Origin of the sequence: Chitinilyticum aquatile DSM 21506 (assembly GCF_000430805.1) — a bacterium.
Taxonomy (GTDB): Bacteria; Pseudomonadota; Gammaproteobacteria; order Burkholderiales; family Chitinibacteraceae; genus Chitinilyticum; species Chitinilyticum aquatile.
The window spans coordinates 1-20,933 of sequence record NZ_AUMS01000015.1; the positions used below are offsets into that span (position 1 = coordinate 1).

34 protein-coding genes are annotated in these 20,933 nt (G+C 54.2%); 31 read left to right on the forward strand and 3 right to left on the reverse strand.

The genetic code is table 11. From position 1 onward, the window contains the following. From tuf to rplQ, 29 genes are all read left to right on the forward strand, one after another. On the forward strand, nucleotides 1-1,182 hold a 1,182-nt coding region (gene tuf / locus H559_RS0110705; protein WP_028452704.1), incomplete at its 5' end, for an elongation factor Tu. Between the two features lie 12 nt (nucleotides 1,183-1,194). Then, nucleotides 1,195-1,506: a 30S ribosomal protein S10 gene (gene rpsJ, locus H559_RS0110710; RefSeq protein WP_028452705.1), complete on the forward strand. Its 312-nt coding sequence runs from the start codon at nucleotides 1,195-1,197 to the stop codon at nucleotides 1,504-1,506. A 142-nt stretch (nucleotides 1,507-1,648) separates the two neighbouring features. Beyond that, nucleotides 1,649-2,293, forward strand: coding sequence for a 50S ribosomal protein L3 (gene rplC / locus H559_RS0110715; protein WP_028452706.1), 645 nt, complete (start codon nucleotides 1,649-1,651; stop codon nucleotides 2,291-2,293). Further along, nucleotides 2,293-2,913: a 50S ribosomal protein L4 gene (gene rplD / locus H559_RS0110720; RefSeq protein WP_028452707.1), complete on the forward strand. Its 621-nt coding sequence runs from the start codon at nucleotides 2,293-2,295 to the stop codon at nucleotides 2,911-2,913. Before rplC ends, rplD begins: the two co-directional genes overlap by 1 nt. Then, entirely contained in the window at nucleotides 2,910-3,215 is a 306-nt protein-coding gene (rplW, locus tag H559_RS0110725; RefSeq protein ID WP_028452708.1) for a 50S ribosomal protein L23, read from the forward strand. Before rplD ends, rplW begins: the two co-directional genes overlap by 4 nt. Before the next feature lie 12 nt (nucleotides 3,216-3,227). Next, a complete protein-coding gene (rplB, locus tag H559_RS0110730; RefSeq protein WP_028452709.1) occupies nucleotides 3,228-4,061 on the forward strand; it encodes a 50S ribosomal protein L2 in 834 nt (277 codons plus the stop codon). A gap of 6 nt (nucleotides 4,062-4,067) precedes the next feature. After that, nucleotides 4,068-4,343, forward strand: a complete 276-nt coding sequence (gene rpsS / locus H559_RS22210) for a 30S ribosomal protein S19 (RefSeq protein WP_028452710.1) — start codon at nucleotides 4,068-4,070, stop codon at nucleotides 4,341-4,343. A gap of 9 nt (nucleotides 4,344-4,352) precedes the next feature. Next, nucleotides 4,353-4,682: a 50S ribosomal protein L22 gene (gene rplV / locus H559_RS0110740; RefSeq protein ID WP_028452711.1), complete on the forward strand. Its 330-nt coding sequence runs from the start codon at nucleotides 4,353-4,355 to the stop codon at nucleotides 4,680-4,682. Nucleotides 4,683-4,692: 10 nt separating this feature from the next. Further along, nucleotides 4,693-5,397 carry a 30S ribosomal protein S3 gene (gene rpsC, locus H559_RS0110745; protein ID WP_028452712.1) on the forward strand — a complete coding sequence of 235 codons (705 nt, stop codon included), beginning with the start codon at nucleotides 4,693-4,695 and terminating at the stop codon, nucleotides 5,395-5,397. After that, a complete protein-coding gene (gene rplP, locus H559_RS0110750; RefSeq protein ID WP_028452713.1) occupies nucleotides 5,381-5,797 on the forward strand; it encodes a 50S ribosomal protein L16 in 417 nt (138 codons plus the stop codon). Before rpsC ends, rplP begins: the two co-directional genes overlap by 17 nt. Then, nucleotides 5,797-5,985 carry a 50S ribosomal protein L29 gene (rpmC, locus tag H559_RS0110755; RefSeq protein WP_028452714.1) on the forward strand — a complete coding sequence of 63 codons (189 nt, stop codon included), beginning with the start codon at nucleotides 5,797-5,799 and terminating at the stop codon, nucleotides 5,983-5,985. Before rplP ends, rpmC begins: the two co-directional genes overlap by 1 nt. 2 nt (nucleotides 5,986-5,987) lie before the next feature. Continuing rightward, complete coding sequence (gene rpsQ, locus H559_RS0110760; RefSeq protein ID WP_028452715.1) at nucleotides 5,988-6,251, forward strand: 30S ribosomal protein S17; 264 nt, start codon at nucleotides 5,988-5,990, stop codon at nucleotides 6,249-6,251. Between the two features lie 181 nt (nucleotides 6,252-6,432). Continuing rightward, a complete protein-coding gene (gene rplN, locus H559_RS0110765) occupies nucleotides 6,433-6,801 on the forward strand; it encodes a 50S ribosomal protein L14 (RefSeq protein WP_028452716.1) in 369 nt (122 codons plus the stop codon). An 11-nt stretch (nucleotides 6,802-6,812) separates the two neighbouring features. Then, complete coding sequence (gene rplX, locus H559_RS0110770) at nucleotides 6,813-7,133, forward strand: 50S ribosomal protein L24 (RefSeq protein ID WP_028452717.1); 321 nt, start codon at nucleotides 6,813-6,815, stop codon at nucleotides 7,131-7,133. Nucleotides 7,134-7,143: 10 nt separating this feature from the next. After that, nucleotides 7,144-7,683, forward strand: coding sequence for a 50S ribosomal protein L5 (gene rplE, locus H559_RS0110775; protein WP_028452718.1), 540 nt, complete (start codon nucleotides 7,144-7,146; stop codon nucleotides 7,681-7,683). Nucleotides 7,684-7,691: 8 nt separating this feature from the next. Continuing rightward, nucleotides 7,692-7,997, forward strand: coding sequence for a 30S ribosomal protein S14 (gene rpsN / locus H559_RS0110780; RefSeq protein WP_028452719.1), 306 nt, complete (start codon nucleotides 7,692-7,694; stop codon nucleotides 7,995-7,997). A gap of 19 nt (nucleotides 7,998-8,016) precedes the next feature. Then, nucleotides 8,017-8,409: a 30S ribosomal protein S8 gene (gene rpsH, locus H559_RS0110785; protein WP_028452720.1), complete on the forward strand. Its 393-nt coding sequence runs from the start codon at nucleotides 8,017-8,019 to the stop codon at nucleotides 8,407-8,409. A gap of 12 nt (nucleotides 8,410-8,421) precedes the next feature. Beyond that, on the forward strand, nucleotides 8,422-8,955 hold the full coding sequence (gene rplF, locus H559_RS0110790; protein WP_028452721.1) for a 50S ribosomal protein L6: 534 nt from the start codon (nucleotides 8,422-8,424) through the stop codon (nucleotides 8,953-8,955). A gap of 13 nt (nucleotides 8,956-8,968) precedes the next feature. Further along, on the forward strand, nucleotides 8,969-9,322 hold the full coding sequence (gene rplR / locus H559_RS0110795; RefSeq protein ID WP_028452722.1) for a 50S ribosomal protein L18: 354 nt from the start codon (nucleotides 8,969-8,971) through the stop codon (nucleotides 9,320-9,322). 18 nt (nucleotides 9,323-9,340) lie between these two features. Then, complete coding sequence (gene rpsE / locus H559_RS0110800) at nucleotides 9,341-9,859, forward strand: 30S ribosomal protein S5 (protein WP_028452723.1); 519 nt, start codon at nucleotides 9,341-9,343, stop codon at nucleotides 9,857-9,859. Beyond that, nucleotides 9,852-10,037 (forward strand): 50S ribosomal protein L30, encoded by a 186-nt coding sequence (gene rpmD, locus H559_RS0110805; RefSeq protein ID WP_028452724.1) that lies wholly within the window; start codon nucleotides 9,852-9,854, stop codon nucleotides 10,035-10,037. Before rpsE ends, rpmD begins: the two co-directional genes overlap by 8 nt. Continuing rightward, nucleotides 10,038-10,472: a 50S ribosomal protein L15 gene (gene rplO, locus H559_RS0110810; protein WP_028452725.1), complete on the forward strand. Its 435-nt coding sequence runs from the start codon at nucleotides 10,038-10,040 to the stop codon at nucleotides 10,470-10,472. 25 nt (nucleotides 10,473-10,497) lie between these two features. Further along, nucleotides 10,498-11,805, forward strand: a complete 1,308-nt coding sequence (gene secY, locus H559_RS0110815; RefSeq protein ID WP_028452726.1) for a preprotein translocase subunit SecY — start codon at nucleotides 10,498-10,500, stop codon at nucleotides 11,803-11,805. Nucleotides 11,806-12,078: 273 nt separating this feature from the next. Then, nucleotides 12,079-12,192 (forward strand): 50S ribosomal protein L36, encoded by a 114-nt coding sequence (gene rpmJ, locus H559_RS0110820; protein ID WP_018748524.1) that lies wholly within the window; start codon nucleotides 12,079-12,081, stop codon nucleotides 12,190-12,192. 59 nt (nucleotides 12,193-12,251) lie between these two features. After that, nucleotides 12,252-12,614, forward strand: coding sequence for a 30S ribosomal protein S13 (gene rpsM, locus H559_RS0110825; protein WP_028452727.1), 363 nt, complete (start codon nucleotides 12,252-12,254; stop codon nucleotides 12,612-12,614). 14 nt (nucleotides 12,615-12,628) lie between these two features. Further along, nucleotides 12,629-13,021, forward strand: a complete 393-nt coding sequence (gene rpsK, locus H559_RS0110830; protein WP_028452728.1) for a 30S ribosomal protein S11 — start codon at nucleotides 12,629-12,631, stop codon at nucleotides 13,019-13,021. A gap of 14 nt (nucleotides 13,022-13,035) precedes the next feature. Further along, a complete protein-coding gene (gene rpsD / locus H559_RS0110835) occupies nucleotides 13,036-13,656 on the forward strand; it encodes a 30S ribosomal protein S4 (protein WP_028452729.1) in 621 nt (206 codons plus the stop codon). 35 nt (nucleotides 13,657-13,691) lie between these two features. After that, nucleotides 13,692-14,675 (forward strand): DNA-directed RNA polymerase subunit alpha, encoded by a 984-nt coding sequence (locus tag H559_RS0110840; protein ID WP_028452730.1) that lies wholly within the window; start codon nucleotides 13,692-13,694, stop codon nucleotides 14,673-14,675. Nucleotides 14,676-14,703: 28 nt separating this feature from the next. Further along, complete coding sequence (gene rplQ / locus H559_RS0110845; protein ID WP_028452731.1) at nucleotides 14,704-15,093, forward strand: 50S ribosomal protein L17; 390 nt, start codon at nucleotides 14,704-14,706, stop codon at nucleotides 15,091-15,093. Between the two features lie 304 nt (nucleotides 15,094-15,397). On the opposite strand, the gene murJ is transcribed toward rplQ, so the two are convergent. Continuing rightward, the gene (gene murJ, locus H559_RS0110850) at nucleotides 15,398-16,942 is read right to left on the reverse strand and encodes a murein biosynthesis integral membrane protein MurJ (protein ID WP_028452732.1); all 1,545 of its coding nucleotides are present in this window, start codon (nucleotides 16,940-16,942) and stop codon (nucleotides 15,398-15,400) included. Between the two features lie 198 nt (nucleotides 16,943-17,140). Here murJ and rpsT point away from each other — a divergent pair, with 198 nt between their 5' ends. Further along, nucleotides 17,141-17,407, forward strand: a complete 267-nt coding sequence (gene rpsT / locus H559_RS0110855) for a 30S ribosomal protein S20 (RefSeq protein WP_028452733.1) — start codon at nucleotides 17,141-17,143, stop codon at nucleotides 17,405-17,407. A gap of 56 nt (nucleotides 17,408-17,463) precedes the next feature. Here the strand turns inward: rpsT and H559_RS0110860 are convergent, their stop codons facing one another. Beyond that, on the reverse strand, nucleotides 17,464-17,826 hold the full coding sequence (locus H559_RS0110860) for a hypothetical protein (protein WP_028452734.1): 363 nt from the start codon (nucleotides 17,824-17,826) through the stop codon (nucleotides 17,464-17,466). Between the two features lie 134 nt (nucleotides 17,827-17,960). On the opposite strand from H559_RS0110860, the gene H559_RS21735 reads away from it, so the two are divergent. Further along, nucleotides 17,961-19,082 (forward strand): GGDEF domain-containing response regulator, encoded by a 1,122-nt coding sequence (locus H559_RS21735; protein WP_051279305.1) that lies wholly within the window; start codon nucleotides 17,961-17,963, stop codon nucleotides 19,080-19,082. Nucleotides 19,083-19,093: 11 nt separating this feature from the next. On the opposite strand, the gene H559_RS19945 is transcribed toward H559_RS21735, so the two are convergent. Then, nucleotides 19,094-20,920, reverse strand: coding sequence for a GGDEF domain-containing protein (locus H559_RS19945; RefSeq protein WP_081413006.1), 1,827 nt, complete (start codon nucleotides 20,918-20,920; stop codon nucleotides 19,094-19,096). Nucleotides 20,921-20,933 lie beyond the last annotated feature (13 nt).

The window sequence follows — 20,933 nt, forward strand, 5'->3', positions numbered from 1 at the left end:
GAAAAGTTCGAACGGACGAAGCCGCACGTAAACGTAGGTACTATCGGCCACGTTGACCACGGCAAGACCACCCTGACCGCTGCAATCACCACCATTCTGTCCAAGAAGTTCGGTGGCGAAGCCAAGGGTTACGATCAGATTGACTCCGCTCCGGAAGAAAAGGCGCGCGGCATTACCATCAACACCGCTCACGTTGAATACGAAACCGAATCCCGTCACTACGCTCACGTAGATTGCCCGGGTCACGCTGACTATGTGAAGAACATGATCACTGGCGCGGCTCAGATGGATGGCGCGATTCTGGTTTGTTCCGCTGCTGATGGCCCGATGCCGCAAACCCGCGAGCACATCCTGCTGTCTCGCCAGGTTGGCGTTCCGTACATCATCGTCTTCCTGAACAAGGCTGATCTGGTTGATGATGCTGAACTGCTCGAACTGGTTGAAATGGAAGTGCGCGAGCTTCTGTCCAAGTACGACTTCCCGGGCGATGATTGCCCGATCATTACCGGTTCCGCCCGCCTGGCGCTGGAAGGTGATCAATCCGAATATGGTGAGCCGGCGATCTTCCGTCTGGCTGATGCGCTGGATTCCTACATTCCGACTCCGGAGCGTGCTGTTGACGGCGCCTTCCTGATGCCGGTTGAAGATGTGTTCTCCATCTCCGGTCGTGGTACCGTGGTTACCGGTCGAGTTGAGCGCGGTATCGTCAAGGTTGGTGAAGAAATCGAGATCGTTGGTATCAAGCCGACTGTCAAGACTACTTGCACTGGCGTTGAAATGTTCCGCAAGCTGCTGGACCAAGGTCAGGCTGGCGACAACATCGGCGCGCTGCTGCGTGGTACCAAGCGTGAAGACGTAGAGCGTGGTCAGGTTCTGGCCAAGCCGGGTTCCATTACTCCGCACACCAAGTTCGGTGGCTCCGTGTACGTTCTTTCCAAGGAAGAGGGTGGTCGTCATACTCCGTTCTTCAATGGCTATCGTCCGCAGTTCTACTTCCGTACTACCGACGTGACTGGTGCTGTAGAGCTGCCGGCTGGTACTGAAATGGTAATGCCGGGTGATAACGTGGAAGTGACTGTATCGCTGATCGCACCGATTGCGATGGAGCAGGGTCTGCGATTCGCTATCCGCGAAGGTGGTCGTACCGTTGGTGCTGGCGTCGTTGCCAAGATCATCGAATAAGGGGTTTTGAGAATGCAAAGCCAGAAAATTCGCATCCGCCTGAAAGCTTTCGATTATCAGCTGATTGATCGCTCTGCTCAGGAAATTGTTGAGACTGCCAAGCGTACCGGCGCTGTTGTCAAGGGCCCGGTTCCCTTGCCGACAAAAATCGAGCGTTTCGATGTGCTGCGGTCTCCACATGTGAACAAAACATCGCGTGACCAGTTTGAAATTCGCACGCATCTGCGCCTGATGGATATTGTCGATCCGACAGACAAAACCGTTGATGCTCTGATGAAGCTGGATCTGCCGGCTGGTGTGGATGTTGAAATCAAGCTGCAGTAAATAACCTGTTTCGCGAGTTTTTCTTGCGGAATAGCTTCTTGCTGTGCTAGTATCGCGGGCTTATCACTTTAGGGTGGTAAGCCCGTTTATTTTTTCGATCATAGCCAGTCAATCGTAACTGGCCCTGTTAAAGGGAATAACTATGAGCTTAGGTCTTGTCGGTCGCAAAGTCGGCATGACCCGCATTTTTGCTGAAGATGGTGCATCCATCCCGGTGACTGTGCTGGACATGTCTGCTAATCGCGTCACGCAAATCAAGTCCGTAGAAACTGATGGCTACAATGCTGTTCAGTTGTCTTTCGGTGTAAAGAAGGCTAACCGAGTCAATGCTGCCGAGGCGGGTCATTTCCGTAAGGCTGGTGTTGAGGCTGGCCGTGGTCTTGCCGAATTCCGCGTTGATGCGGAAAAGCTGGCTGAGCTGAAGGCTGGTGATCAGCTTTCTGTTGAAGTGTTTTCCGTTGGTCAATATGTTGATGTGACCGGAACCACCCAGGGTAAGGGCTTTGCTGGTGCTATTAAGCGCCACCACTTCTCCTCCAATCGTGCTTCACATGGTAACTCCCGCTCGCATAATGTACCTGGCTCTATCGGTCAGGCGCAGGATCCAGGTCGTGTTCTGCCAGGTAAGCGCATGCCGGGTCACCTCGGCAATGCAAAGCGTACCGTGCAGAATCTTGAAGTCGTTCGTGTTGATGCTGAGCGTCAGTTGCTTTTGGTCAAGGGTGCAGTGCCTGGCTCCAAAGGTAATGATGTCATGGTGCGTCCGAGTGTGAAGGCAGGTGCGTAATGGAACTTAAAGTCATTAATGCAAGTGGCGACGCGCAAGCCGCTGTTGCTGCTTCTGACGCACTGTTTGGTCGCGAATTCAATGAGGCGCTGGTTCATCAGGTGGTTACTGCCTATTTTGCCAACGCCCGTAGCGGTAATCGTGCTCAGAAAGATCGTGCTGAAGTAAAGCACACGACCAAGAAGCCTTTCCGTCAAAAGGGTACTGGTCGTGCGCGTGCAGGTATGCCGTCCTCGCCGTTGTGGCGTGGTGGTGGCCGCACCTTCCCCAATAGCCCGGATGAAAACTTCAGCCAGAAGGTAAACCGCAAGATGTATCGCGCTGGTATTGCGACCATCCTGTCGCAGCTGGTGCGTGAAGATCGTCTGGTGGTGGTTGACGGATTTGCCGTTGAAACACCGAAAACCAAGGCTTTTGCTGAAAAGCTCGATGCAATGAAGCTCGAAAGCGTCCTGATCATTACCAAGGAGCTTGACGAGAATCTGTATCTGGCATCGCGCAATCTGCCAAACGTACTGGTTCTGGAGCCTTCTCAGGCTGATCCGGTAAGTCTGGTTCGCTTCAAGAAGGTTCTGCTGACTCGCGAAGCGCTGGCGGCCTTTGAGGAGATGTTCGCATGACGCAATTTACTGAAAATCGCCTGCTGCATGTTCTGCTGGCCCCGGTAGTGTCCGAAAAGAGCACTTTCGTTGCCGAGAAGAGTGAGCAGGTTGTGTTCCGGGTGGCCAAAGATGCGACCAAGGCTGAGATCAAGGCTGCGGTCGAATTGCTTTTCAAGGTTCAGGTTGAAGATGTAACCGTCCTGAATGTCAAGGGCAAGAGCAAGCGTTTCAGTCGTTTTGTGGGTCGCCGCAAAGACTGGAAGAAGGCCTATGTTAGTTTGGCAAAGGGTCAGGAAATTGACCTGGCTGCTGCGCAATAAGGAGACTGAGTCATGGCATTGGTAAAAGTTAAGCCGACATCGCCTGGTCGCCGCGCGGTTGTTAAGGTTGTTAGTCCTGATTTGCATAAGGGTGCGCCGTACGCGCCTTTGCTCGAATCGCAAAGCAAGACGGCTGGCCGCAATAATAATGGCCACATCACTACCCGTCATAAAGGTGGTGGTCATAAGCAGCATTATCGTGTTATCGATTTCAAGCGCAACAAGGATGGTATCGTAGCCAAAGTTGAGCGCCTTGAGTATGACCCGAACCGTACTGCGAACATTGCCTTGGTGTGTTACGCCGATGGCGAGCGTCGCTATATTATTGCTCCTAAAGGCCTGAAGGCTGGTGCAACTATCGTGTCTGGCTCGGATGCCCCGATCAAGACTGGTAACGCCATGCCGATCCGCAATATTCCGGTGGGTTCTACAATCCATTGTGTTGAGTTGCAACCTGGCAAGGGTGCGCAGATTGCCCGCTCCGCCGGTACTTCTGTGCAGCTGCTGGCTCGCGAAGGCGCTTATGCCCAGCTGCGTCTGCGCTCTGGTGAGATCCGCAAGGTTCACATCGATTGCCGCGCGACTCTTGGCGAAGTTGGCAATGAAGAGCATAGCCTGCGTTCGTATGGCAAGGCTGGCGCTAAGCGCTGGCTGGGTATCCGCCCGACCGTCCGTGGTACGGCAATGAACCCTGTAGATCACCCGCATGGTGGTGGTGAGGGTCGTACCGGTGAAGGCCGTGTTCCTGTTAGCCCGTGGGGTCAGCCTACTAAGGGCTTCCGTACTCGCAGCAATAAGCGTACTGACAATATGATTGTTCGTCGCCGTCATGCGAATAAGGGGTAATTAAATATGGCACGTTCTGTTAAGAAAGGTCCATACGTTGATCTGCATCTGATCAAGAAGGTTGATGCGGCGAAGGCGTCGAATGACAAGCGTCCGATCAAGACTTGGTCGCGCCGTTCCACTGTGCTTCCGGACTTCGTGGGTCTCACGATTGCGGTTCACAATGGTCGTCAGCATGTACCTGTGTATGTAAATGAAAACATGGTTGGTCATAAGTTGGGTGAGTTTGCGCTGACTCGTACTTTCAAAGGCCATGCCGCCGACAAAAAAGCCAAGCGATAAGGTGAAGAAATGCAAGTATCTGCTGTACTGAGCAACGCTCGCCTCTCCGCCCAGAAAGCTCGGTTGGTTGCTGATCTAGTCCGCGGCAAGCCGGTTGACCAGGCGTTGAATATTCTCGCTTTCAGCCCGAAGAAGGGTGCTGTTCTCATCAAGAAAGTGCTGGAGTCTGCTATTGCAAACGCCGAGCACAATGAGGGTGCCGATATCGACGCTCTTGTGGTGACGACAATTTTCGTGGACAAGGGGCCTTCCCTGAAGCGTTTTTCTGCACGAGCCAAGGGCCGCGGCAATCGCATCGAGAAGCAGACCTGCCACATCACCCTGACTGTTGGTGATTAAGGAGCGAGTAATGGGTCAGAAAATTCATCCGACGGGTTTTCGTCTTGCCGTTACCAAAAACTGGGCATCGCGCTGGTTTGCCAGCAGCCGCAATTTTGCGGGGATGCTCACTGAGGATCTGCAAGTACGTGAATTCCTCAAGAAAAAGCTCGCAAATGCATCTGTGAGCCGCGTGGTTATCGAGCGTCCTGCCAAGAATGCCAAGATCACTATCTTCACTGCTCGTCCAGGTGTTGTGATTGGCAAGAAGGGTGAGGATATCGAGCTGCTGAAGAAAGAGCTGCAGAACATCCTGAAGGTTCCGGTTCATGTGAATATCGAAGAAGTTCGCAAGCCGGAAATTGATGCGCAAATTATTGCTGATAGCATTGCTTCTCAGCTGGAAAAGCGTGTCATGTTCCGTCGTGCCATGAAGCGTGCGATGCAGAATGCAATGCGTCTCGGTGCTCAGGGTATCAAGATCATGTCCTCTGGTCGCCTGAATGGTATTGAAATCGCGCGTACGGAATGGTATCGCGAAGGTCGTGTGCCGCTGCATACTCTTCGTGCCGATATTGATTACGCCACCTCGGAAGCCAAGACCACCTACGGTATCATTGGTATCAAAGTCTGGGTTTATAAGGGTGATGTCAAGCCGGGCGAACGGGCTGTAGCTGAGCCTGTTGAAGCACAGAAGAAGCCGCGCAAGGGAGGCCGCAATGCTGCAGCCAACTAGACTGAAGTATCGTAAAGTACAAAAGGGGCGTAATACGGGTGTCGCTACTCGTGGCAATGCGGTTTCCTTTGGTACTTTTGGCCTTAAGGCCGTTGCTCGTGGTCGTTTGACCGCGCGTCAAATTGAGTCTGCTCGTCGTGCGATTACTCGCTACATCAAGCGTGGTGGCCGCGTGTGGATTCGCGTATTTCCGGATAAGCCAATTTCCAAGAAGCCCGCAGAAGTCCGTATGGGTGGAGGGAAGGGTAGTCCTGAGTACTACGTGGCTGAAATTCAGCCGGGCAAGGTTATTTATGAGCTTGATGGTGTTGCTGAGCCCGTTGCTCGCGAGGCGTTCCGCCTTGCGTCTGCTAAGCTGCCATTCGCTGTAACATTCGTATCTCGTCAAGTGGGGCAATAATGAAAGCAAACGAACTGAATCAAAAGTCCGTTGCCGACCTGAAGGCCGAGCTGACGGAATTGCTGAAGGCCAAATTCAGCCTGCGCATGCAGCATGCTACTGGTCAGTTGGCTAAAACCAGCGAAATCAAGCGTGTGCGCAAGGATATTGCGCGCGTTCGTACCATCCTGGCACAGAAGGCTGCATAACCATGAGCGAAGCTAAACTGAAGCGTACGCTGACCGGTCGTGTGGTCAGCAACAAGATGGACAAGACTGTGACAGTGCTTGTTGAGCACCTGGTTAAGCACCCGCTCTACGGCAAGATGGTCCGCAAGTCCAAGAAGTATCATGCTCACGATGAGTCCAATGCCTTCAATGAAGGCGATCTGGTTGAAATCGTAGAAACTCGCCCGGTCTCCAAGACCAAGAGCTGGGCAGTGAGCAAATTGCTGGAAAAGGCTCGCACAGTTTAAGGTGTGAGTTTTGGTTGCACGGGCATTATACCTTGGGTATAATGCCCGTTTTTCATCCTCATTTCCGCCTCCGGGCGGGGTGAGATTTTCCCAACCGGGATCCAAAACTAGCCGCTTTAACCCGGCATGCCGGGTGGTCCGGTGTCTGGACTTTGGCGGATAAAGTTGGAGGTAATTTCTCATGATCCAAATGCAATCCAAGCTGGAGGTTGCTGACAATACCGGTGCGCGTTCTGTAATGTGCATCAAGGTGTTGGGTGGCTCCAAGCGTCGCTATGCTTCTGTTGGCGATATCATCAAGGTCAGTATCAAGGATGCTGCCCCGCGTGGTCGCGTCAAGAAGGGTGACGTTTACAATGCTGTCGTTGTTCGTACTGCCAAGGGTGTTCGTCGCGCAGACGGTTCGCTCGTGAAGTTCGATGGCAATGCTGCTGTACTCCTTAACAACAAACTCGAGCCTATCGGTACCCGTATCTTCGGACCGGTGACACGTGAGCTGCGTACTGAACGATTCATGAAAATCGTTTCTCTTGCGCCTGAAGTTCTGTAAGGAGTTGGCAGATGAACAAGATTCGTAAAGGCGACGAAGTTATCGTTCTTACTGGCAAGGATGCTGGCAAGCGCGGTGCCGTTCTTCGTGTTCTTCCTGCTGAAGATCGCGTTGTTGTTGAGGGTGTCAATATTGCTAAAAAGCATGTGAAGCCCAATCCGATGCGTGGTGTTCAGGGTGGTATTGTTGAAATCACAGTGCCTCTGCATGTGTCCAACGTTGCAATCTTCAATGCTGCTACTGGCAAGGCTGATCGCGTTGGTTTCAAAGTGCTTGAAGACGGCAAGAAAGTGCGCGTATTCAAGTCCACTGGCGAAGTAGTTGGCGGCTAAGGGGGGCACGATGGCTCGTTTGCAAGAGTTTTACAATGACAAGGTTGTGCCTGAGCTGGTCAAGCAGTTCGGCTACAAGTCAATCATGGAAGTGCCGCGCATTGAAAAAATCACCATCAACATGGGTGTTGGTGAGGCGGTAGCTGACAAGAAGGTGATGGAATTTGCTGTTGGCGATCTCCAGAAGATCGCAGGTCAGAAGGTTGTTGTGACCAAGGCCAAGAAATCCATTGCTGGTTTCAAGATTCGCGACGGTTATCCGGTTGGCTGCAAGGTGACGCTGCGTCGTGAGCGTATGTTCGAATTCCTGGATCGTCTGGTTACCGTGGCTCTGCCGCGCGTGCGTGACTTCCGTGGCGTTTCTGCCAAGTCTTTTGATGGTCGTGGCAATTACAACATGGGTGTTCGCGAGCAGATTATTTTCCCTGAGATCGAATACGACAAGATCGACGCGCTGCGTGGTATGAACATTACCATCACTACGACAGCCAAAACCGATGATGAAGCGCGTGCTCTGCTCGCTGCTTTCAAATTCCCGTTCAAGAGCTGAGGCGAATCATGGCAAAAGTCGCACTAATCCAACGCGAGGAAAAGCGTGCAGCAGTCGTTGCTAAGTTCGCTGCCAAGCGTCAAGCGCTGATGGCTATCATCAACGACGCCAATGCAAGTGACGAAGATCGCTTTCAGGCTCGTTTGAAACTGCAGCAGCTGCCGCGCAATGCATCTCCGGTTCGTCAGCGTAATCGCTGTCAGCTGACTGGCCGTGCACGTGGTGTTTATCGTAAGTTTGGCCTCGGTCGTGGCAAGCTGCGTGATCTCGCTTTCAAGGGCGAGATTCCGGGGCTGGTCAAGGCAAGCTGGTAATCGGAACAGGAGATAGATTATGGCAATGCATGATCCGATCGCCGATATGCTGACCCGCATCCGCAATGCGCAACGTGCAGACAAGACGTCTGTCGCAATGCCGTCTTCCAAGCTGAAGATTGCAATCGCTGCAGTACTGAAGGATGAAGGTTATATCGAATCGTTCGCTGTAACAGGCGAGAACAAGCCCGAGCTCTCGATTGAGCTGAAGTATTATGCCGGCCGTCCGGTTATCGAACGCATCGAACGCGTATCGAAGCCAGGTCTGCGTATTTACAAGGGCGTGGGTGAAATTCCCCAGGTAATGAATGGTCTTGGTGTGGCAATCCTGTCGACATCCAAGGGTGTAATGACCGATCGCAAAGCTCGTGCCAATGGTGTTGGTGGCGAACTTCTGTGCATCGTTGCTTAATGAGGTGTTGATATGTCTCGTGTAGCAAAGAATCCGGTCGCTATCCCGGCGGGTGTTGAAGTCAAGATCGAAAATGGCGTACTGCAGGTCAAAGGTGCTAATGGCATCCTGTCCCAGCCAGTCGGAAGCGATGTTGCTGTAACGGTTGAAAACAACGCGATTGTTTTCGAGGCTCGTAGTGGCTCCAAGCAGGCTCGCTCCATGTCAGGTACTCTGCGTGCTCTCGCTAATAACATGGTTACTGGCGTGTCCAAGGGTTTTGAGCGCAAGCTGACTCTGGTGGGTGTTGGCTATCGTGCCCAGGCTCAAGGTGAAGTGCTTAATTTGACGCTTGGTTTTTCGCATCCCGTCGCCCACAAGATGCCAGCTGGTGTAAAGGTGGAAACCCCGACCCAGACTGAAATTATCCTGAAGGGTGCCGACAAGCAAGCAATTGGCCAGGTCGCCGCAGATATCCGCGCTTACCGCGCTCCCGAGCCGTATAAGGGCAAGGGTGTACGTTATGCTGATGAAGTGGTTGTTCTGAAAGAAACCAAGAAGAAGTAATCGAGGCTAAATCATGGACAAAAATATCACTCGACTCCGCCGTGCACGTAAAACTCGTGCCAAGATTGCGGAGCTCAAGGTTGTGCGCCTTGCAGTGCATCGCACTAATAGCCACATCTACGCTCAAGTCTTTGATGAGACTGGCAGCAAAATTCTTGCTGCTGCCTCGACTCTGGAAGCAGAAGTGCGTGGCCAGATCAAGCATGGTGGCAATGTTGACGCTGCTGTGTTGATTGGCAAGCGCATCGCTGAAAAGGCAAAGGCAGCAGGTATCACAAATGTTGCTTTTGATCGTTCCGGTTTCCAGTACCATGGTCGCGTAAAGGCTCTTGCAGATGCCGCTCGCGAAGCCGGTCTGGTCTTCTAATTCGGTTTGGAGTTGAAAATGGCAAAGAACGAAATTGAAGATCGCCAAGACGGCCTTCGGGAGAAAATGGTTAGCGTTAATCGCGTAACCAAGGTCGTTAAGGGTGGTCGTATTCTCGGCTTCGCTGCGCTGACAGTTGTTGGTGATGGTGATGGCGGAGTTGGTATGGGCAAGGGCAAGTCGAAAGAAGTGCCGGTTGCCGTACAAAAAGCAATGGAAGAAGCGCGTCGCAAGATGTTCAAGGCTCCGCTGAAGAATGGCACCGTACCGCATACCATTATTGGTAAGCATGGTGCGACTACTGTCTTCATGCAGCCAGCCCCGGAAGGTACCGGCATTATTGCTGGCGGTCCGATGCGTGCGGTATTTGAAGTAATGGGTGTTCACAACATTACTGCCAAGTGTCACGGCTCGACCAATCCGTACAACATCGTACGCGCAACACTGGACGGTCTCTCCAAGCTGCATACTGTTGGCGATATCGCTGCAAAGCGTGGCAAGACTGTTGCCGAGATCTTGGGGGTTGCAAATGACTGATGCCAAGAAATTCAAGGTGACTCTGGTCAAGAGTCTGATTGGTCGCCTCGAAAGCCATAAGGCTTGCGCGCGTGGTCTGGGCCTGAAGAAGATGAATTCGACTTCCGAGGTGCTTGATACACCGGCAAATCGTGGCATGGCTAACAAAATCAGCTATCTGCTGAAAGTTGAGGGCTAAATGGAACTTAATAACCTCAAGCCTGGTGTAGGTGCCAAGCATGCCAAGCGTCGCGTTGGCCGTGGTATTGGTTCTGGTCTGGGTAAAACTGCAGGTCGCGGCCATAAGGGGCAAAAGTCCCGTGCTGGCGGCTTCCACAAGGTTGGCTTCGAGGGCGGTCAGATGCCGCTGCAACGCCGCCTGCCGAAGCGCGGTTTTGTTTCCCTGACCAAGGCTCGCAATGCTGAAGTGACTCTGTCCGAACTGAATCTGCTGCCGATCGATCAGATCGATGTGCTGGCTCTGGTTCAGGCTGGTCTCGTTTCACAGCGTGCACTGGTAGTTAAGGTAATCCAGTCCGGCAAGATCGAACGTGCAGTTACCCTGTCTGGTATCCAGGCAACCAAGGGTGCTCGTGCGGCGATTGAGGCGGCTGGTGGCAAAATCGCCGAGTAAACACGGCTAAGGACAGGGCAGTAACGTGGCTAATCCCGCTCAAGCAAGTGGCAGCAAATTTGCCGATCTCAAGAAGCGCATCTGGTTCCTGATTGGTGCGCTGATTGTGTATCGTATCGGTGCGCATATTCCGGTTCCCGGTATTAATCCCGATGAACTGGCTAAGCTTTTCGATAGCTCGCAGACAGGTCTGCTGAACATGTTCAACATGTTCTCCGGTGGCGCCCTTTCGCGCTTCACGGTTTTTGCGATCGGGATTATGCCGTATATTTCGGCATCCATTATTTTGCAGTTGGCTGCCGAAGTGCTGCCCAGTCTGAAACAGTTGAAGAAAGAGGGTGAGCAAGGTCGTCGCAAGATAACCCAATACACCCGTTATGCAACTGTCGTGCTGGCGACATTCCAGAGTATTGGTATTGCCTCGATGTTGCTGAAGCAGCCTAATCTGGTGGTTATCCCTTCTGCAGGTCTTTTCGTTGGGTTGGCTGTTATTACTCTGGTTACGGGGACAATGTTCCTGATGTGGCTTGGTGAGCAAATCACCGAGCGCGGCATCGGCAACGGAATTTCCATTATCATCTGTGCGGGTATTGCCGCTGGCGTGCCCTCGGCCATTGGCAAGACTTTGACACTGGCTAATCAGGGGCAGCTGCCTATTCCCCTTGTGCTAGTGCTGTTTATCGGCGTTGTGCTGCTGACAGCCGGTGTCGTCTTTGTCGAGCGCGGTCAGCGCAAGGTACCGGTGCATTATGCGAAGCGCCAGGTTGGCAATCGTGTCATGCAGGCGCAGAGCTCACACCTTCCGCTCAAGGTGAATATGGCCGGCGTAATTCCGCCGATCTTCGCTTCATCAATCATCCTGTTTCCGGCTACCGTGCTTTCCTGGACCGGGAATAGTGACAAGCTCGGGTTTTTGAAGTCGATTGGTGACATGCTCCATCCAGGTCAACCGCTCTATGTGTTCCTGTATGCGGCGGCAATCATCTTCTTCTGCTATTTCTATACGGCGCTTGTATTCAGCCCGAAGGAAACGGCCGATAACCTGAAGAAGAGTGGTGCGATGATTCCTGGCTATCGTCCGGGTGAGCATACCGCCAAGTACATTGAAAAGCTGATTCTGAAGCTGACCCTGATTGGTGCTGTTTATATTACTGTGATCTGTTTGATCCCCGAGTTCCTCATTCTCAAGTGGAACGTACCTTTCTACTTCGGCGGTACTTCTTTGCTGATCATGGTCGTGGTGACGATGGATTTCATGGCTCAGATGCAGTCGTATGTGCTGTCGCATCAGTACGAAGGCTTGCTGAAGAAAGCGAATTTCAAGGGCAACTGAAACCGCACTTAACTGTGGCGTGACCTGAGGTTGCGCCATTCAGATCCTGAGCAGGGTGTTTGAAACGTTCCCGAATGCAACGTTTCGTACCGGGCTCGATAACGGACATGTGGTTCTTGGTCGTGTTTCCTGCTGGGTGTGGATGCTTTGATTCATACCTCTGCCAAGAAACTTGATTGCTGTGGAGTTTACTCCCTGTGGTCTGAGCAAGATCTGCATCGTATTCCGGACCAGTTAAGTCCGGAATTTCATTTTGATCGAAAAGGAAAGACGATGAGAGTTCAAGCATCGGTCAAGAAAATCTGCCGCAACTGCAAGATCATTCGCCGCAACCGTGTTGTGCGTGTGATTTGTACAGATCCGCGGCACAAGCAACGCCAGGGCTGATTGAGTCAATCAGCTTCTGGTGGTAGAATCCACCTCTTTTTCAACCTGGGGTAAGTAATATGGCCCGTATTGCTGGGGTTAATATTCCTAATCATCAGCATACTGTGATCGGCCTTCAGGCTATTTATGGTATTGGTCGCACCCGTGCATATGCACTGTGTGCTACTACTGCCATCGAGCCTACTAAGAAGGTTAAGGATCTCAGCGATGCTGAACTTGACAAACTGCGCGACGAAGTCGGCAAGTACACCGTAGAAGGTGATCTTCGCCGTGAAGTCACGATGAGCATCAAGCGTCTGATGGACCTTGGCTGCTACCGTGGTTTCCGTCACCGCAAAGGCCTGCCGGTTCGCGGTCAACGCACTCGCACCAATGCTCGTACCCGCAAGGGTCCGCGCAAGGCGATTGCCGGCAAGAAGTAATTAAGGATTAAATAATGGCTAAAGCAAACACAGTACGTGTACGTAAGAAAGTCAAAAAGAGCGTGTCTGAAGGTATCGTGCATGTGCACGCATCCTTCAATAACACGATCATAACCATCACCGATCGCCAAGGGAATGCTTTGTCTTGGGCTACCTCGGGTGGTGCTGGTTTTAAGGGCTCTCGTAAAAGTACACCTTTTGCAGCTCAGGTAGCTGCAGAAGCTGCTGGTAAAGTTGCCCAAGAATATGGTGTAAAGAACCTCGAAGTTCGCATCAAGGGTCCGGGTCCGGGTCGTGATTCCGCAGTGCGTGCACTGAACGCACTCGGCTTCAAGATCACCAGCATCTCGGATGTGACGCCCATTCCGCACAACGGCTGCCGTCCGCCGAAGAAGCGTCGTATCTAATCCCGGAGTAAGTTATGGCACGTTATATTGGACCCAAGTGCAAGCTCGCACGTCGCGAAGGTACTGACCTTTTCCTGAAGAGTGCTCGCCGTTCTCTGGACAGCAAGTGCAAGCTGGAACAAGCCCCAGGCCAGCATGGCGCAAAAACTCCGCGTCTGTCTGACTTCGGTGTGCACCTGCGTGAAAAGCAGAAAATCCGTCGCATCTACGGCGTTCTCGAACGCCAGTTCCGTCGTTATTTCGAAGAAGCAGCCCGTCGCAAGGGCTCGACAGGTGAAAACCTGCTGAAGCTGCTCGAATCGCGTCTGGACAATGTTGTTTATCGTATGGGTTTTGGCTCGACTCGCGCCGAATCCCGTCAACTGGTTTCCCACAAAGCGATTACCGTTAACGGTCAAGTGGTCAACATTCCGTCTTACTCCGTTAAGGCTGGTGATGTCGTTGCTGTTCGCGAGAAATCCAAGAAGCAAGCGCGCGTTGTTGAAGCTCTGGCGCTGGCTGAAGGTATCGGCTTTCCTGGCTGGGTACAGGTTGACAGCAAAAAGATGGAAGGCGTGTATAAAAACATGCCGGAGCGTTCCGATCTGTCCAGCGACATCAATGAGTCGCTGGTGGTGGAATACTATTCCAAGTAATAACCTGACCCCGGTAAGGCAAGGGATACTGACTTATGCAAATTAACACAAACGAGTTGCTCAAGCCTCGCATCATTGATGTGCAAGCGCAAGGTGCGGCCCATGCCAAAGTGGTGATGGAGCCGTTCGAGCGCGGCTATGGCCACACGCTTGGTAACGCATTGCGCCGGATTCTGCTGTCCTCGATGACGGGTTATGCCCCCACCGAAGTCAAGATTGACGGTGTAGTGCATGAGTACTCCGCACTGGATGGTGTACAGGAAGATGTCGTCGACATCCTGCTGAATCTGAAGGGTGTCGTGCTCAAGCTGCATGGTCGGGACTCTGTCACGCTGAACCTCGTCAAGGAAGGTGAAGGCATCGTGACTGCGGCTGATATTCAGTTGCCGCACGATGTCGAAGTCATCAATCCGGAGCATGTGATTGCCCATCTGTCCGCAGGTGGCAAACTGAGCATGGAAATCACGGTCGAATCCGGCCGTGGTTACCAGCCTGCTCCGGCGCGCCTTGACAAGGAAGAAGGCCGCACTATTGGCAATATCGTTCTGGACGCCTCGTTCAGCCCGATCCGCCGTGTCAGCTACCAGGTTGAAAGTGCGCGTGTTGAACAGCGTACCGATCTGGACAAGCTGATCATCGACGTAGAAACCAATGGTGTGATCGAGCCTGAAGAAGCTGTGCGCCAAGCCGCACGCATGCTGATTGACCAGCTGTCGGTCTTTGCCGACCTGGAGGGTACGCCTGTTGAAGAGCCGGCTCCGCAAGCGCCGCAGATCGATCCGATCCTGCTGCGCCCGGTTGATGATCTTGAGCTGACGGTTCGTTCTGCGAACTGCCTGAAGGCCGAGAACATCTATTACATCGGCGATCTGATTCAGCGTACTGAAACCGAGCTGCTGAAGGCCCCGAACCTGGGTCGCAAGTCCTTGAATGAAATCAAGGAAGTGCTGGCCTCGAAGGGTCTCAGTCTTGGCATGCGTCTCGAAAATTGGCCTCCGGTCGGCTTGGAAAAGCCCTGATCGTTGGTTAAAGCTAAGGAACTGACAAATGCGTCACCGTCTTTCTAATCGTAAACTGAATCGCACGACATCCCATCGTCTGGCGATGCTGCGCAATCTGGCTAACGCCCTGTTGCGCCACGAGATGATCAAGACAACTCTGCCGAAGGCCAAGGAATTGCGCCGTGTGGCTGAGCCGCTGATCACTCTGGGCAAAAAGCCGTCGCTGGCAAACCGCCGTCTGGCTTTCTCCCGTACCCGTGACCGCGATATCGTGGTCAAACTGTTCGACGTTCTTGGTCCGCGTTATTCCGCCCGCAATGGTGGCTATCTCCGTATCATGAAGTGTGGCTTCCGCGTTGGTGACAATGCACCGATGGCCTACGTTGAACTGGTGGATCGTCCGGAAGATGCTGAAGTGGTTGAAGCAGCTGAATAACGCTGCCGTTACCCGACAAAACGCCCGCAATTTGCGGGCGTTTTGTTTTTCATGTCTTGGGTGTGCGGCTGTATCCCTTTGCTGATAAGGGCTGTAGGCATATAGTGGCGAGGGTATTGTCCGGTGGTCCGTATGGTTTATTTTGTCTCGGTGCAAAGCAATGGACGTATGCATGCCTTCGAGTGCCAGGAGGCTCGTGTGGGAATTGAACCTACACGCTGGATGAATGAGCAGCCAAAGCCGCTTTTCCACCGATCGAATTGCTGTTCTCTTGCAAGGGAGGGGGGGCTGCAAGAGGATGGTATTAGCGGCTCGTGTGTCTGCGGAAGTCGCGCGGGCGATAGCCAAGCGCGGCAAGGCTAACGAAATAGCTAAGAGCGCCGGCAACCACCAGAATCGATAGCCATCCAGTGCGCGCAAGCCGTGAGGCGTGCTCGAAGGTGGGGAGGAAGTGCTGCAGAATGATCAGTACGGCAGCCATGGACAGAACCGCAATTGTGAGTTTGCCCATGAAGGGGAGCCAGCCCGTCTGTGGAACGAAGTAATTTTTGCTGCGCAGGGTGGTGTAGAGCAGCCAGGCGTTCAGGCATTGCCCTAATGCAATGCCTAGCGTAAGTCCGGCCTGCTTGTAGGGCAGAGTGGTAATGAAAACGAGGTTGATTGCTAGCGTGCTGCCCAGCGTGATGCAGGCAATGCGTACCGGAGTGCGGATGTCCTTGCGGGCGTAGAAGCCGGGAGCAAGGATTTTCACCAGAATCATGCCCATCAGCCCGATGCTGTATCCGGTTAGGGCTTGCTGCGTCATCACGGCGTCGTGCAGGGTGAACTTCCCGCTCTGGAATACCGTCAATATCAGTGGTTTGGCCAATAGTCCCAGTGCAATGGTGGCGGGCAGGCAGAGTAGCAGGCACAGGCGTAGCCCCCAGTCGAGCAGGCGCGAATATTCGGCCTGGTCGTCGCTGGCGATGCTTTTCGACAGACTGGGCAGCAGGATGGTCCCAAGTGCAACGCCAAGTACACCGACCGGGAACTCCATCAGTCGATCGGCATAGAAAATCCATGAGATGCTGCCTGCCTCAAGAAATGAGGCCAGGTTGGAGTTGATCAGGATGCTGATTTGCGCGACCGACACAGCAAACAGTGCGGGCAGCATGTTTTTCATGACTTGCCGAACCGCTGGGTCGGCAAGATCCAGACGGGGCATGACCAGCATGTTGCAGCGGGCAAGCCATGGCAACTGGAAGGCGAGTTGGATCACTCCGCCGATCAGCACGGCAATCGCTAGCGCAAAGATGGGTTGTTCGAGATGAGGTGCCAGAAAGATGGCGCAGCCGATGAAGGACAGGTTCAGTAGCGTCGGAACAAAGGCCGGGATGGAAAAGGCATTCCAGGTGTTGAGAATGCTGCCGACGAAAGAGGCCAGTGAAATGAAGAGAATGTAGGGGAAGACCCAGCGCAGCAACTCGGTCGCTAGTGTGAATTTGGCGGGGTCACTGCTGAACCCTGCAGCCGACAGGTAAATGATGACTGGCGCGGCGATGATGCCAAGGGCTGTGATGACAAGCAGTGCCAGTGTCAGAGCTCCGCAGACCTTGGCTACGAAGATTCGGGTGGCTTCGTCACCATTGCGGGTTTTGTGTTCGGCAAGAATGGGGACAAAGGCCTGTGAAAAGGCGCCTTCGGCAAAAATGCGACGCAGCAGATTGGGAAGTTTGAATGCGGTGAAAAAAACGTCGGTGGCCGTGCCGGCGCCAAAGGTGTGCGAGATGATGATTTCGCGTACCAGCCCAAGGACCCGGGAGATCATGGTCATCGAGCTGACGGCGGCAAGGGCTTTGAGCAGGTTCATTGTGGCGCTTTCAGAAAATCAGGCGTGAATGATACCGTTATTGCTGCAGTTGATGTCGTGTGGTGTGGCGCTACTTGGTGGTTCTGCTTGCAAATGGTGGCGACTAACGCTATCATCGCGGGTTTCCGAGTCTGTGTGTCGGCTTTTGCAGTGGCAAACCGGCCGGGACACAAATTTCACAAATTCAGGAGTTTTACCATGGCAAACAGCGCCCAAGCTCGCAAGCGTGCGCGTCAGGCTGAAGTAGCCCGCCAGCACAACGCTAGCCAGCGTTCCGCTTTCCGCACCGCGATCAAGAAGGTGCTGAAGGCTATCGAGGCCGGTGACCAGTCCGCCGCCAAGACCGTATTCCAGGAATCGGTTGGTGTTATCGATCGCATCGCTGACAAGAAGATCTTCCACAAGAACAAGGCTGCCCGTCACAAGAGCCGCCTGTCTGCCGCAATTAAGGCCATGGCTGCCTGATTTGCGTTCACAGCTTGTAGGAAAGAAAAAGCCCCGCAATAGCGGGGCTTTTGTTTTTAGCGCTGCAGTGTTGGAGTAAAACGAAATTTTTGCATGACCGCGCGGTAGCTGGGTTCGTCCAGTATGTAGAGCTTGCCGTCCGGCGCCTCGTGCGGCGCAATGTCGATGCTGATGCAGGCAAAACGCCCCAAGGCCTGCCATATGCTGGCGGCTATCCGTTCGATGAACCAGTCAGCACTTTCGTCAACCCGCAGAAAGTCTTCATGCTGGACGGTCAGCAAGGCGATCATGTCGCCACTCAACTGCCGGTGAACACGGCTTGGCCGGCTCCAGCTGAGCCGGATTGCCTCAAGCGCCAGTTCGGCTTCACCCGGGCTAAGCATGGCGACACCCAGTTGCAGGCGATAAGTGCTTGCCATGAATGGTCTCCCGCAGGGAACGGTATTCCCTGCAGCGTACTCCAAATGCGCTTTTCCTGATAGCGCGAATATCGAGGTGTGACCGTCTGGCGGATTGTGCTAGATTGTCAGGGACTCACAATGGATTACGTGCCATGTCCCAGTCTCCTGATCTTGACCACCGTCCGCGGATTCTGATCGTCGATGATTCCCGCATCGTCCGGGCGACCATCCGCAAGCATCTGGGCGAGTTGTATGAATTGCTGGAAGAAGCTGATGGCGAAGCCGGCTGGCGGCGCTTGCAGGCAGATGAGGATATCAGTCTGCTGATCTCCGATCTGACCATGCCCGAGCTTGACGGGATGGGGCTGCTCTCCCGTGTGCGTCAGCAGCCCGAGGAACGTTTCCAGTATCTGCCCGTCATCATCATTTCCGGTGAAGAAGATGAAGAAACACGGCGGCATTGCGTCGAATCCGGTGCCAATGACTTCATCAGCAAATCTACGGATCGTAGCGAAATGCTCGCGCGAGTCCGGGCCAATCTTGATTTGGCTGCAACGCGCCGCGAGCTTGCGGCCAGCCGTGCGCTGCAGGAACAGCATGCACTGACTGACCATGCAACGGGTGTCGGTTCGTCAAACCTGATGGTGCTGCAGCTGGAGCAATCTCTGGCGTTTGCGATGCGCCACAACGGCGAAGTAACACTGCTGCTGCTTGAAGTGGATCATTTTCAGAGCCTGCGCGACAAGCTGGGCGAGCGGGCCGCCCAGCAGATGCTGGGCTTGCTGGCCAAGCTGCTTGAGGCCAAGCTGCGTCGTGAGGACACTCTGGCGCATCTCGAAGAAGCCCGTTTTGCCGTTGTATCACCCGCGACGACACTGACCGAGGCCCGCATTCTCGCCGAGCGTTTGCGGCTTGCCATGGCCAATGCCAGAATCAACTTCCGCAGCGAGCAGCTCAATATCACGGGCAGTGTTGCGGTAGCGAACTCGTGGCACGACGATGCCGCAACGGCTTCCAGCCTGATTGGGGTTGCCACGACCCGGCTGTATGCCGAGGCCGGCCAGGATCGGGTCATCATGCCGGATGTGACTGCCGTGCGTACGGCAACGCCGCTGGTGGCCGAGGCCATTGTGATGCTGCACAAGGGTATGCGCCAGGAGGTCAGGGAGCACTTGCCTGCACTCATGCATACCCTCTTGCCGCTGCTCGAGCTTGCCAATGAGGAAATGGACTTGGGGTGGTCCCTTGAGCGCCTGCGGGGTGGCGCCCGCTAGTTATGGGTGGCTCAGTGTGCCTGCAGGGCTGTATATTCAGTACCGGGAGTGTCGACAGGGAGGTAGCCTGTGCTGCCTGAGAGTGGGTGCCCGGTATGACTGCGCCGCTCGATAAAGAGACTGCATCCCTGTTGCCGTTTTGCCATCGTTTTGGCTGCACTGGCCTGGCTGGCCACTTCATGATGACTGCTTAAGGCGCTGCTGCGGATTTCCACTGCTCCCAGTGACAGGGCGGGCAGGGCGTGCCAGACTCGCTCGCCGCTGCGATTCAGCGCGTGATAGCCACCATCCTTGATGTGATCTTCCTGCAGGTGGGGCAGGATACTGCTGGCAAATTCCGCGAGAATGGCTTCACAACGCTCACGCCATTCTTCACTGCGCAGCAGCAGCACAAAATCATCGCCGCCGATATGGCCGACAAAGTCGGTGCCGGGCTCCACCGCCTTTTTCAGAATCTGGCCAGTCATCTGCAGGATGTCGTCGCCCTTAGCGTAGCCATAGAGGTCGTTGTAGGGCTTGAAATGATCAAGATCGGCGTACACCGCAACAAAGTCTTGCCCCTTGTCCAGTAGTTGCTGAATGTGATTCTGGATGGGGACATTACCGGGGAGGCCGCTCAGCGGGTTGGCATACCGTGCTGCGGTGATTTGCAGTTCGGTGATGGCGCGCATCAGATCGCGGCCGGTGCCCATTCCCAGATACATGCCCTGATCAACCAGAATGAAGCCGTCTGCCAGATAGCGGTGCTCCCCCGAGCTGACCAGTAGTGACAACTCCTGCAGGCTCAGATTGTGCTCAACCTGCAATGGCGCGGGATCCATCAGCATGGTGCAGGGGCGCTGACCATGCAGTTCGCGGCTGTAGGGGCGGGCAAAATGTTCGATGAATTGATGCCGTTTCAAAAGGCCGATCGCGCGCCCATGCTGCACAACAGGCAGGGCATTCAAGTCGCCGTGAGTGGCGAACAGTTCGCACACATGCAGATTGCTGTCCTTGGGGCTGACTGTCGGTACATGAACCAACAGGCTGCTGGCGATCACGGTGCCGGTGCGCTGCGGCGTCGCGGCCGGCGTACATATGTAACTGGTATTGAGCTCGGGTTTTTTCTGTGGCCGTCCCAGAAAATAACCCTGTCCAAGCCCTATCCCGATGCTGCGCACAACGTCCAGTTCCTGGGCGGATTCGATTCCTTCGGCGATGACCCGCGTGCCGGTATTGACCGCAATGTGCTGGATCGAGCGCACGAACTGTCGCTTCTGCGCGTCGCCGGGTAGTCCCTGTATGAAGTATTTGTCGATCTTGACGAAATCGGGCCTGATCTCGGACCAGAGACGCAGTGAGGAAAAGCCCTCGCCAAGGTCATCCAGTGCAATGCGGAATCCCATTTCCCGGTAGTGGCGAACAGCCTCGCGCAGCAGATCATAATTGGCGATGGGCTGTGTTTCCGTCAGCTCGATGACTACGCGCTGCGGTGGCAGGCCAGCCTCTTGCAGCAGCTCCAGCGTTGCACCGGGGCGGTAATTCGGCAGGGTCAGGCAAACCGGGTTGATGTTCAGAAACAGCTTGCCGGGAAGATTTTCAGTCACGAAAGCACGGATGATCGCGCGGCGACAGGCGAAATCGAGTTCCGGTAGCAGACCGGTTTCTTCCGCGGTACGGAACAGATTGATCGGCGAATGCAGAAAGCTGTTCGACGGCCCGCGTATCAGGCCCTCGTGGCCGTAGGCGCGAGCCTCGTTCATGGCGGCAATGGGCTGGAAAAAAGCCGTCAGCTGCTGCCGGTCCAGAATGTTGATCAGGTCCGCGCGCAAATGTTCAATACTGGGTACCGGTGTCATTCCTGCCGATTTG

What these genes read in the sequence shown, in the direction of transcription:
- rpsC (WP_028452712.1), top strand. Translation starts at nt 4,693, where the DNA reads ATGGGTCAGAAAATTCATCCGACGGGTTTTCGTCTTGCCGTTACCAAA.
- rpsE (WP_028452723.1), top strand. Translation starts at nt 9,341, where the DNA reads ATGGCAAAGAACGAAATTGAAGATCGCCAAGACGGCCTTCGGGAGAAA.
- rpsD (WP_028452729.1), top strand. Translation starts at nt 13,036, where the DNA reads ATGGCACGTTATATTGGACCCAAGTGCAAGCTCGCACGTCGCGAAGGT.
- rplD (WP_028452707.1), top strand. Translation starts at nt 2,293, where the DNA reads ATGGAACTTAAAGTCATTAATGCAAGTGGCGACGCGCAAGCCGCTGTT.
- rpsJ (WP_028452705.1), top strand. Translation starts at nt 1,195, where the DNA reads ATGCAAAGCCAGAAAATTCGCATCCGCCTGAAAGCTTTCGATTATCAG.
- H559_RS0110860 (WP_028452734.1), bottom strand. Translation starts at nt 17,826, where the DNA reads ATGGCAAGCACTTATCGCCTGCAACTGGGTGTCGCCATGCTTAGCCCG.
- rplC (WP_028452706.1), top strand. Translation starts at nt 1,649, where the DNA reads ATGAGCTTAGGTCTTGTCGGTCGCAAAGTCGGCATGACCCGCATTTTT.
- rplE (WP_028452718.1), top strand. Translation starts at nt 7,144, where the DNA reads ATGGCTCGTTTGCAAGAGTTTTACAATGACAAGGTTGTGCCTGAGCTG.
- H559_RS0110840 (WP_028452730.1), top strand. Translation starts at nt 13,692, where the DNA reads ATGCAAATTAACACAAACGAGTTGCTCAAGCCTCGCATCATTGATGTG.
- H559_RS21735 (WP_051279305.1), top strand. Translation starts at nt 17,961, where the DNA reads ATGTCCCAGTCTCCTGATCTTGACCACCGTCCGCGGATTCTGATCGTC.
- rpsT (WP_028452733.1), top strand. Translation starts at nt 17,141, where the DNA reads ATGGCAAACAGCGCCCAAGCTCGCAAGCGTGCGCGTCAGGCTGAAGTA.
- rpsK (WP_028452728.1), top strand. Translation starts at nt 12,629, where the DNA reads ATGGCTAAAGCAAACACAGTACGTGTACGTAAGAAAGTCAAAAAGAGC.
- rpsN (WP_028452719.1), top strand. Translation starts at nt 7,692, where the DNA reads ATGGCAAAAGTCGCACTAATCCAACGCGAGGAAAAGCGTGCAGCAGTC.
- rplR (WP_028452722.1), top strand. Translation starts at nt 8,969, where the DNA reads ATGGACAAAAATATCACTCGACTCCGCCGTGCACGTAAAACTCGTGCC.
- rpmD (WP_028452724.1), top strand. Translation starts at nt 9,852, where the DNA reads ATGACTGATGCCAAGAAATTCAAGGTGACTCTGGTCAAGAGTCTGATT.
- rplQ (WP_028452731.1), top strand. Translation starts at nt 14,704, where the DNA reads ATGCGTCACCGTCTTTCTAATCGTAAACTGAATCGCACGACATCCCAT.
- rpsQ (WP_028452715.1), top strand. Translation starts at nt 5,988, where the DNA reads ATGAGCGAAGCTAAACTGAAGCGTACGCTGACCGGTCGTGTGGTCAGC.
- rpsM (WP_028452727.1), top strand. Translation starts at nt 12,252, where the DNA reads ATGGCCCGTATTGCTGGGGTTAATATTCCTAATCATCAGCATACTGTG.
- rplX (WP_028452717.1), top strand. Translation starts at nt 6,813, where the DNA reads ATGAACAAGATTCGTAAAGGCGACGAAGTTATCGTTCTTACTGGCAAG.
- rplP (WP_028452713.1), top strand. Translation starts at nt 5,381, where the DNA reads ATGCTGCAGCCAACTAGACTGAAGTATCGTAAAGTACAAAAGGGGCGT.
- rplO (WP_028452725.1), top strand. Translation starts at nt 10,038, where the DNA reads ATGGAACTTAATAACCTCAAGCCTGGTGTAGGTGCCAAGCATGCCAAG.
- rpmC (WP_028452714.1), top strand. Translation starts at nt 5,797, where the DNA reads ATGAAAGCAAACGAACTGAATCAAAAGTCCGTTGCCGACCTGAAGGCC.
- rplW (WP_028452708.1), top strand. Translation starts at nt 2,910, where the DNA reads ATGACGCAATTTACTGAAAATCGCCTGCTGCATGTTCTGCTGGCCCCG.
- murJ (WP_028452732.1), bottom strand. Translation starts at nt 16,942, where the DNA reads ATGAACCTGCTCAAAGCCCTTGCCGCCGTCAGCTCGATGACCATGATC.
- rpsH (WP_028452720.1), top strand. Translation starts at nt 8,017, where the DNA reads ATGGCAATGCATGATCCGATCGCCGATATGCTGACCCGCATCCGCAAT.
- rplV (WP_028452711.1), top strand. Translation starts at nt 4,353, where the DNA reads ATGCAAGTATCTGCTGTACTGAGCAACGCTCGCCTCTCCGCCCAGAAA.
- rplF (WP_028452721.1), top strand. Translation starts at nt 8,422, where the DNA reads ATGTCTCGTGTAGCAAAGAATCCGGTCGCTATCCCGGCGGGTGTTGAA.
- rplN (WP_028452716.1), top strand. Translation starts at nt 6,433, where the DNA reads ATGATCCAAATGCAATCCAAGCTGGAGGTTGCTGACAATACCGGTGCG.
- H559_RS19945 (WP_081413006.1), bottom strand. Translation starts at nt 20,920, where the DNA reads ATGACACCGGTACCCAGTATTGAACATTTGCGCGCGGACCTGATCAAC.
- rpmJ (WP_018748524.1), top strand. Translation starts at nt 12,079, where the DNA reads ATGAGAGTTCAAGCATCGGTCAAGAAAATCTGCCGCAACTGCAAGATC.
- rpsS (WP_028452710.1), top strand. Translation starts at nt 4,068, where the DNA reads ATGGCACGTTCTGTTAAGAAAGGTCCATACGTTGATCTGCATCTGATC.
- rplB (WP_028452709.1), top strand. Translation starts at nt 3,228, where the DNA reads ATGGCATTGGTAAAAGTTAAGCCGACATCGCCTGGTCGCCGCGCGGTT.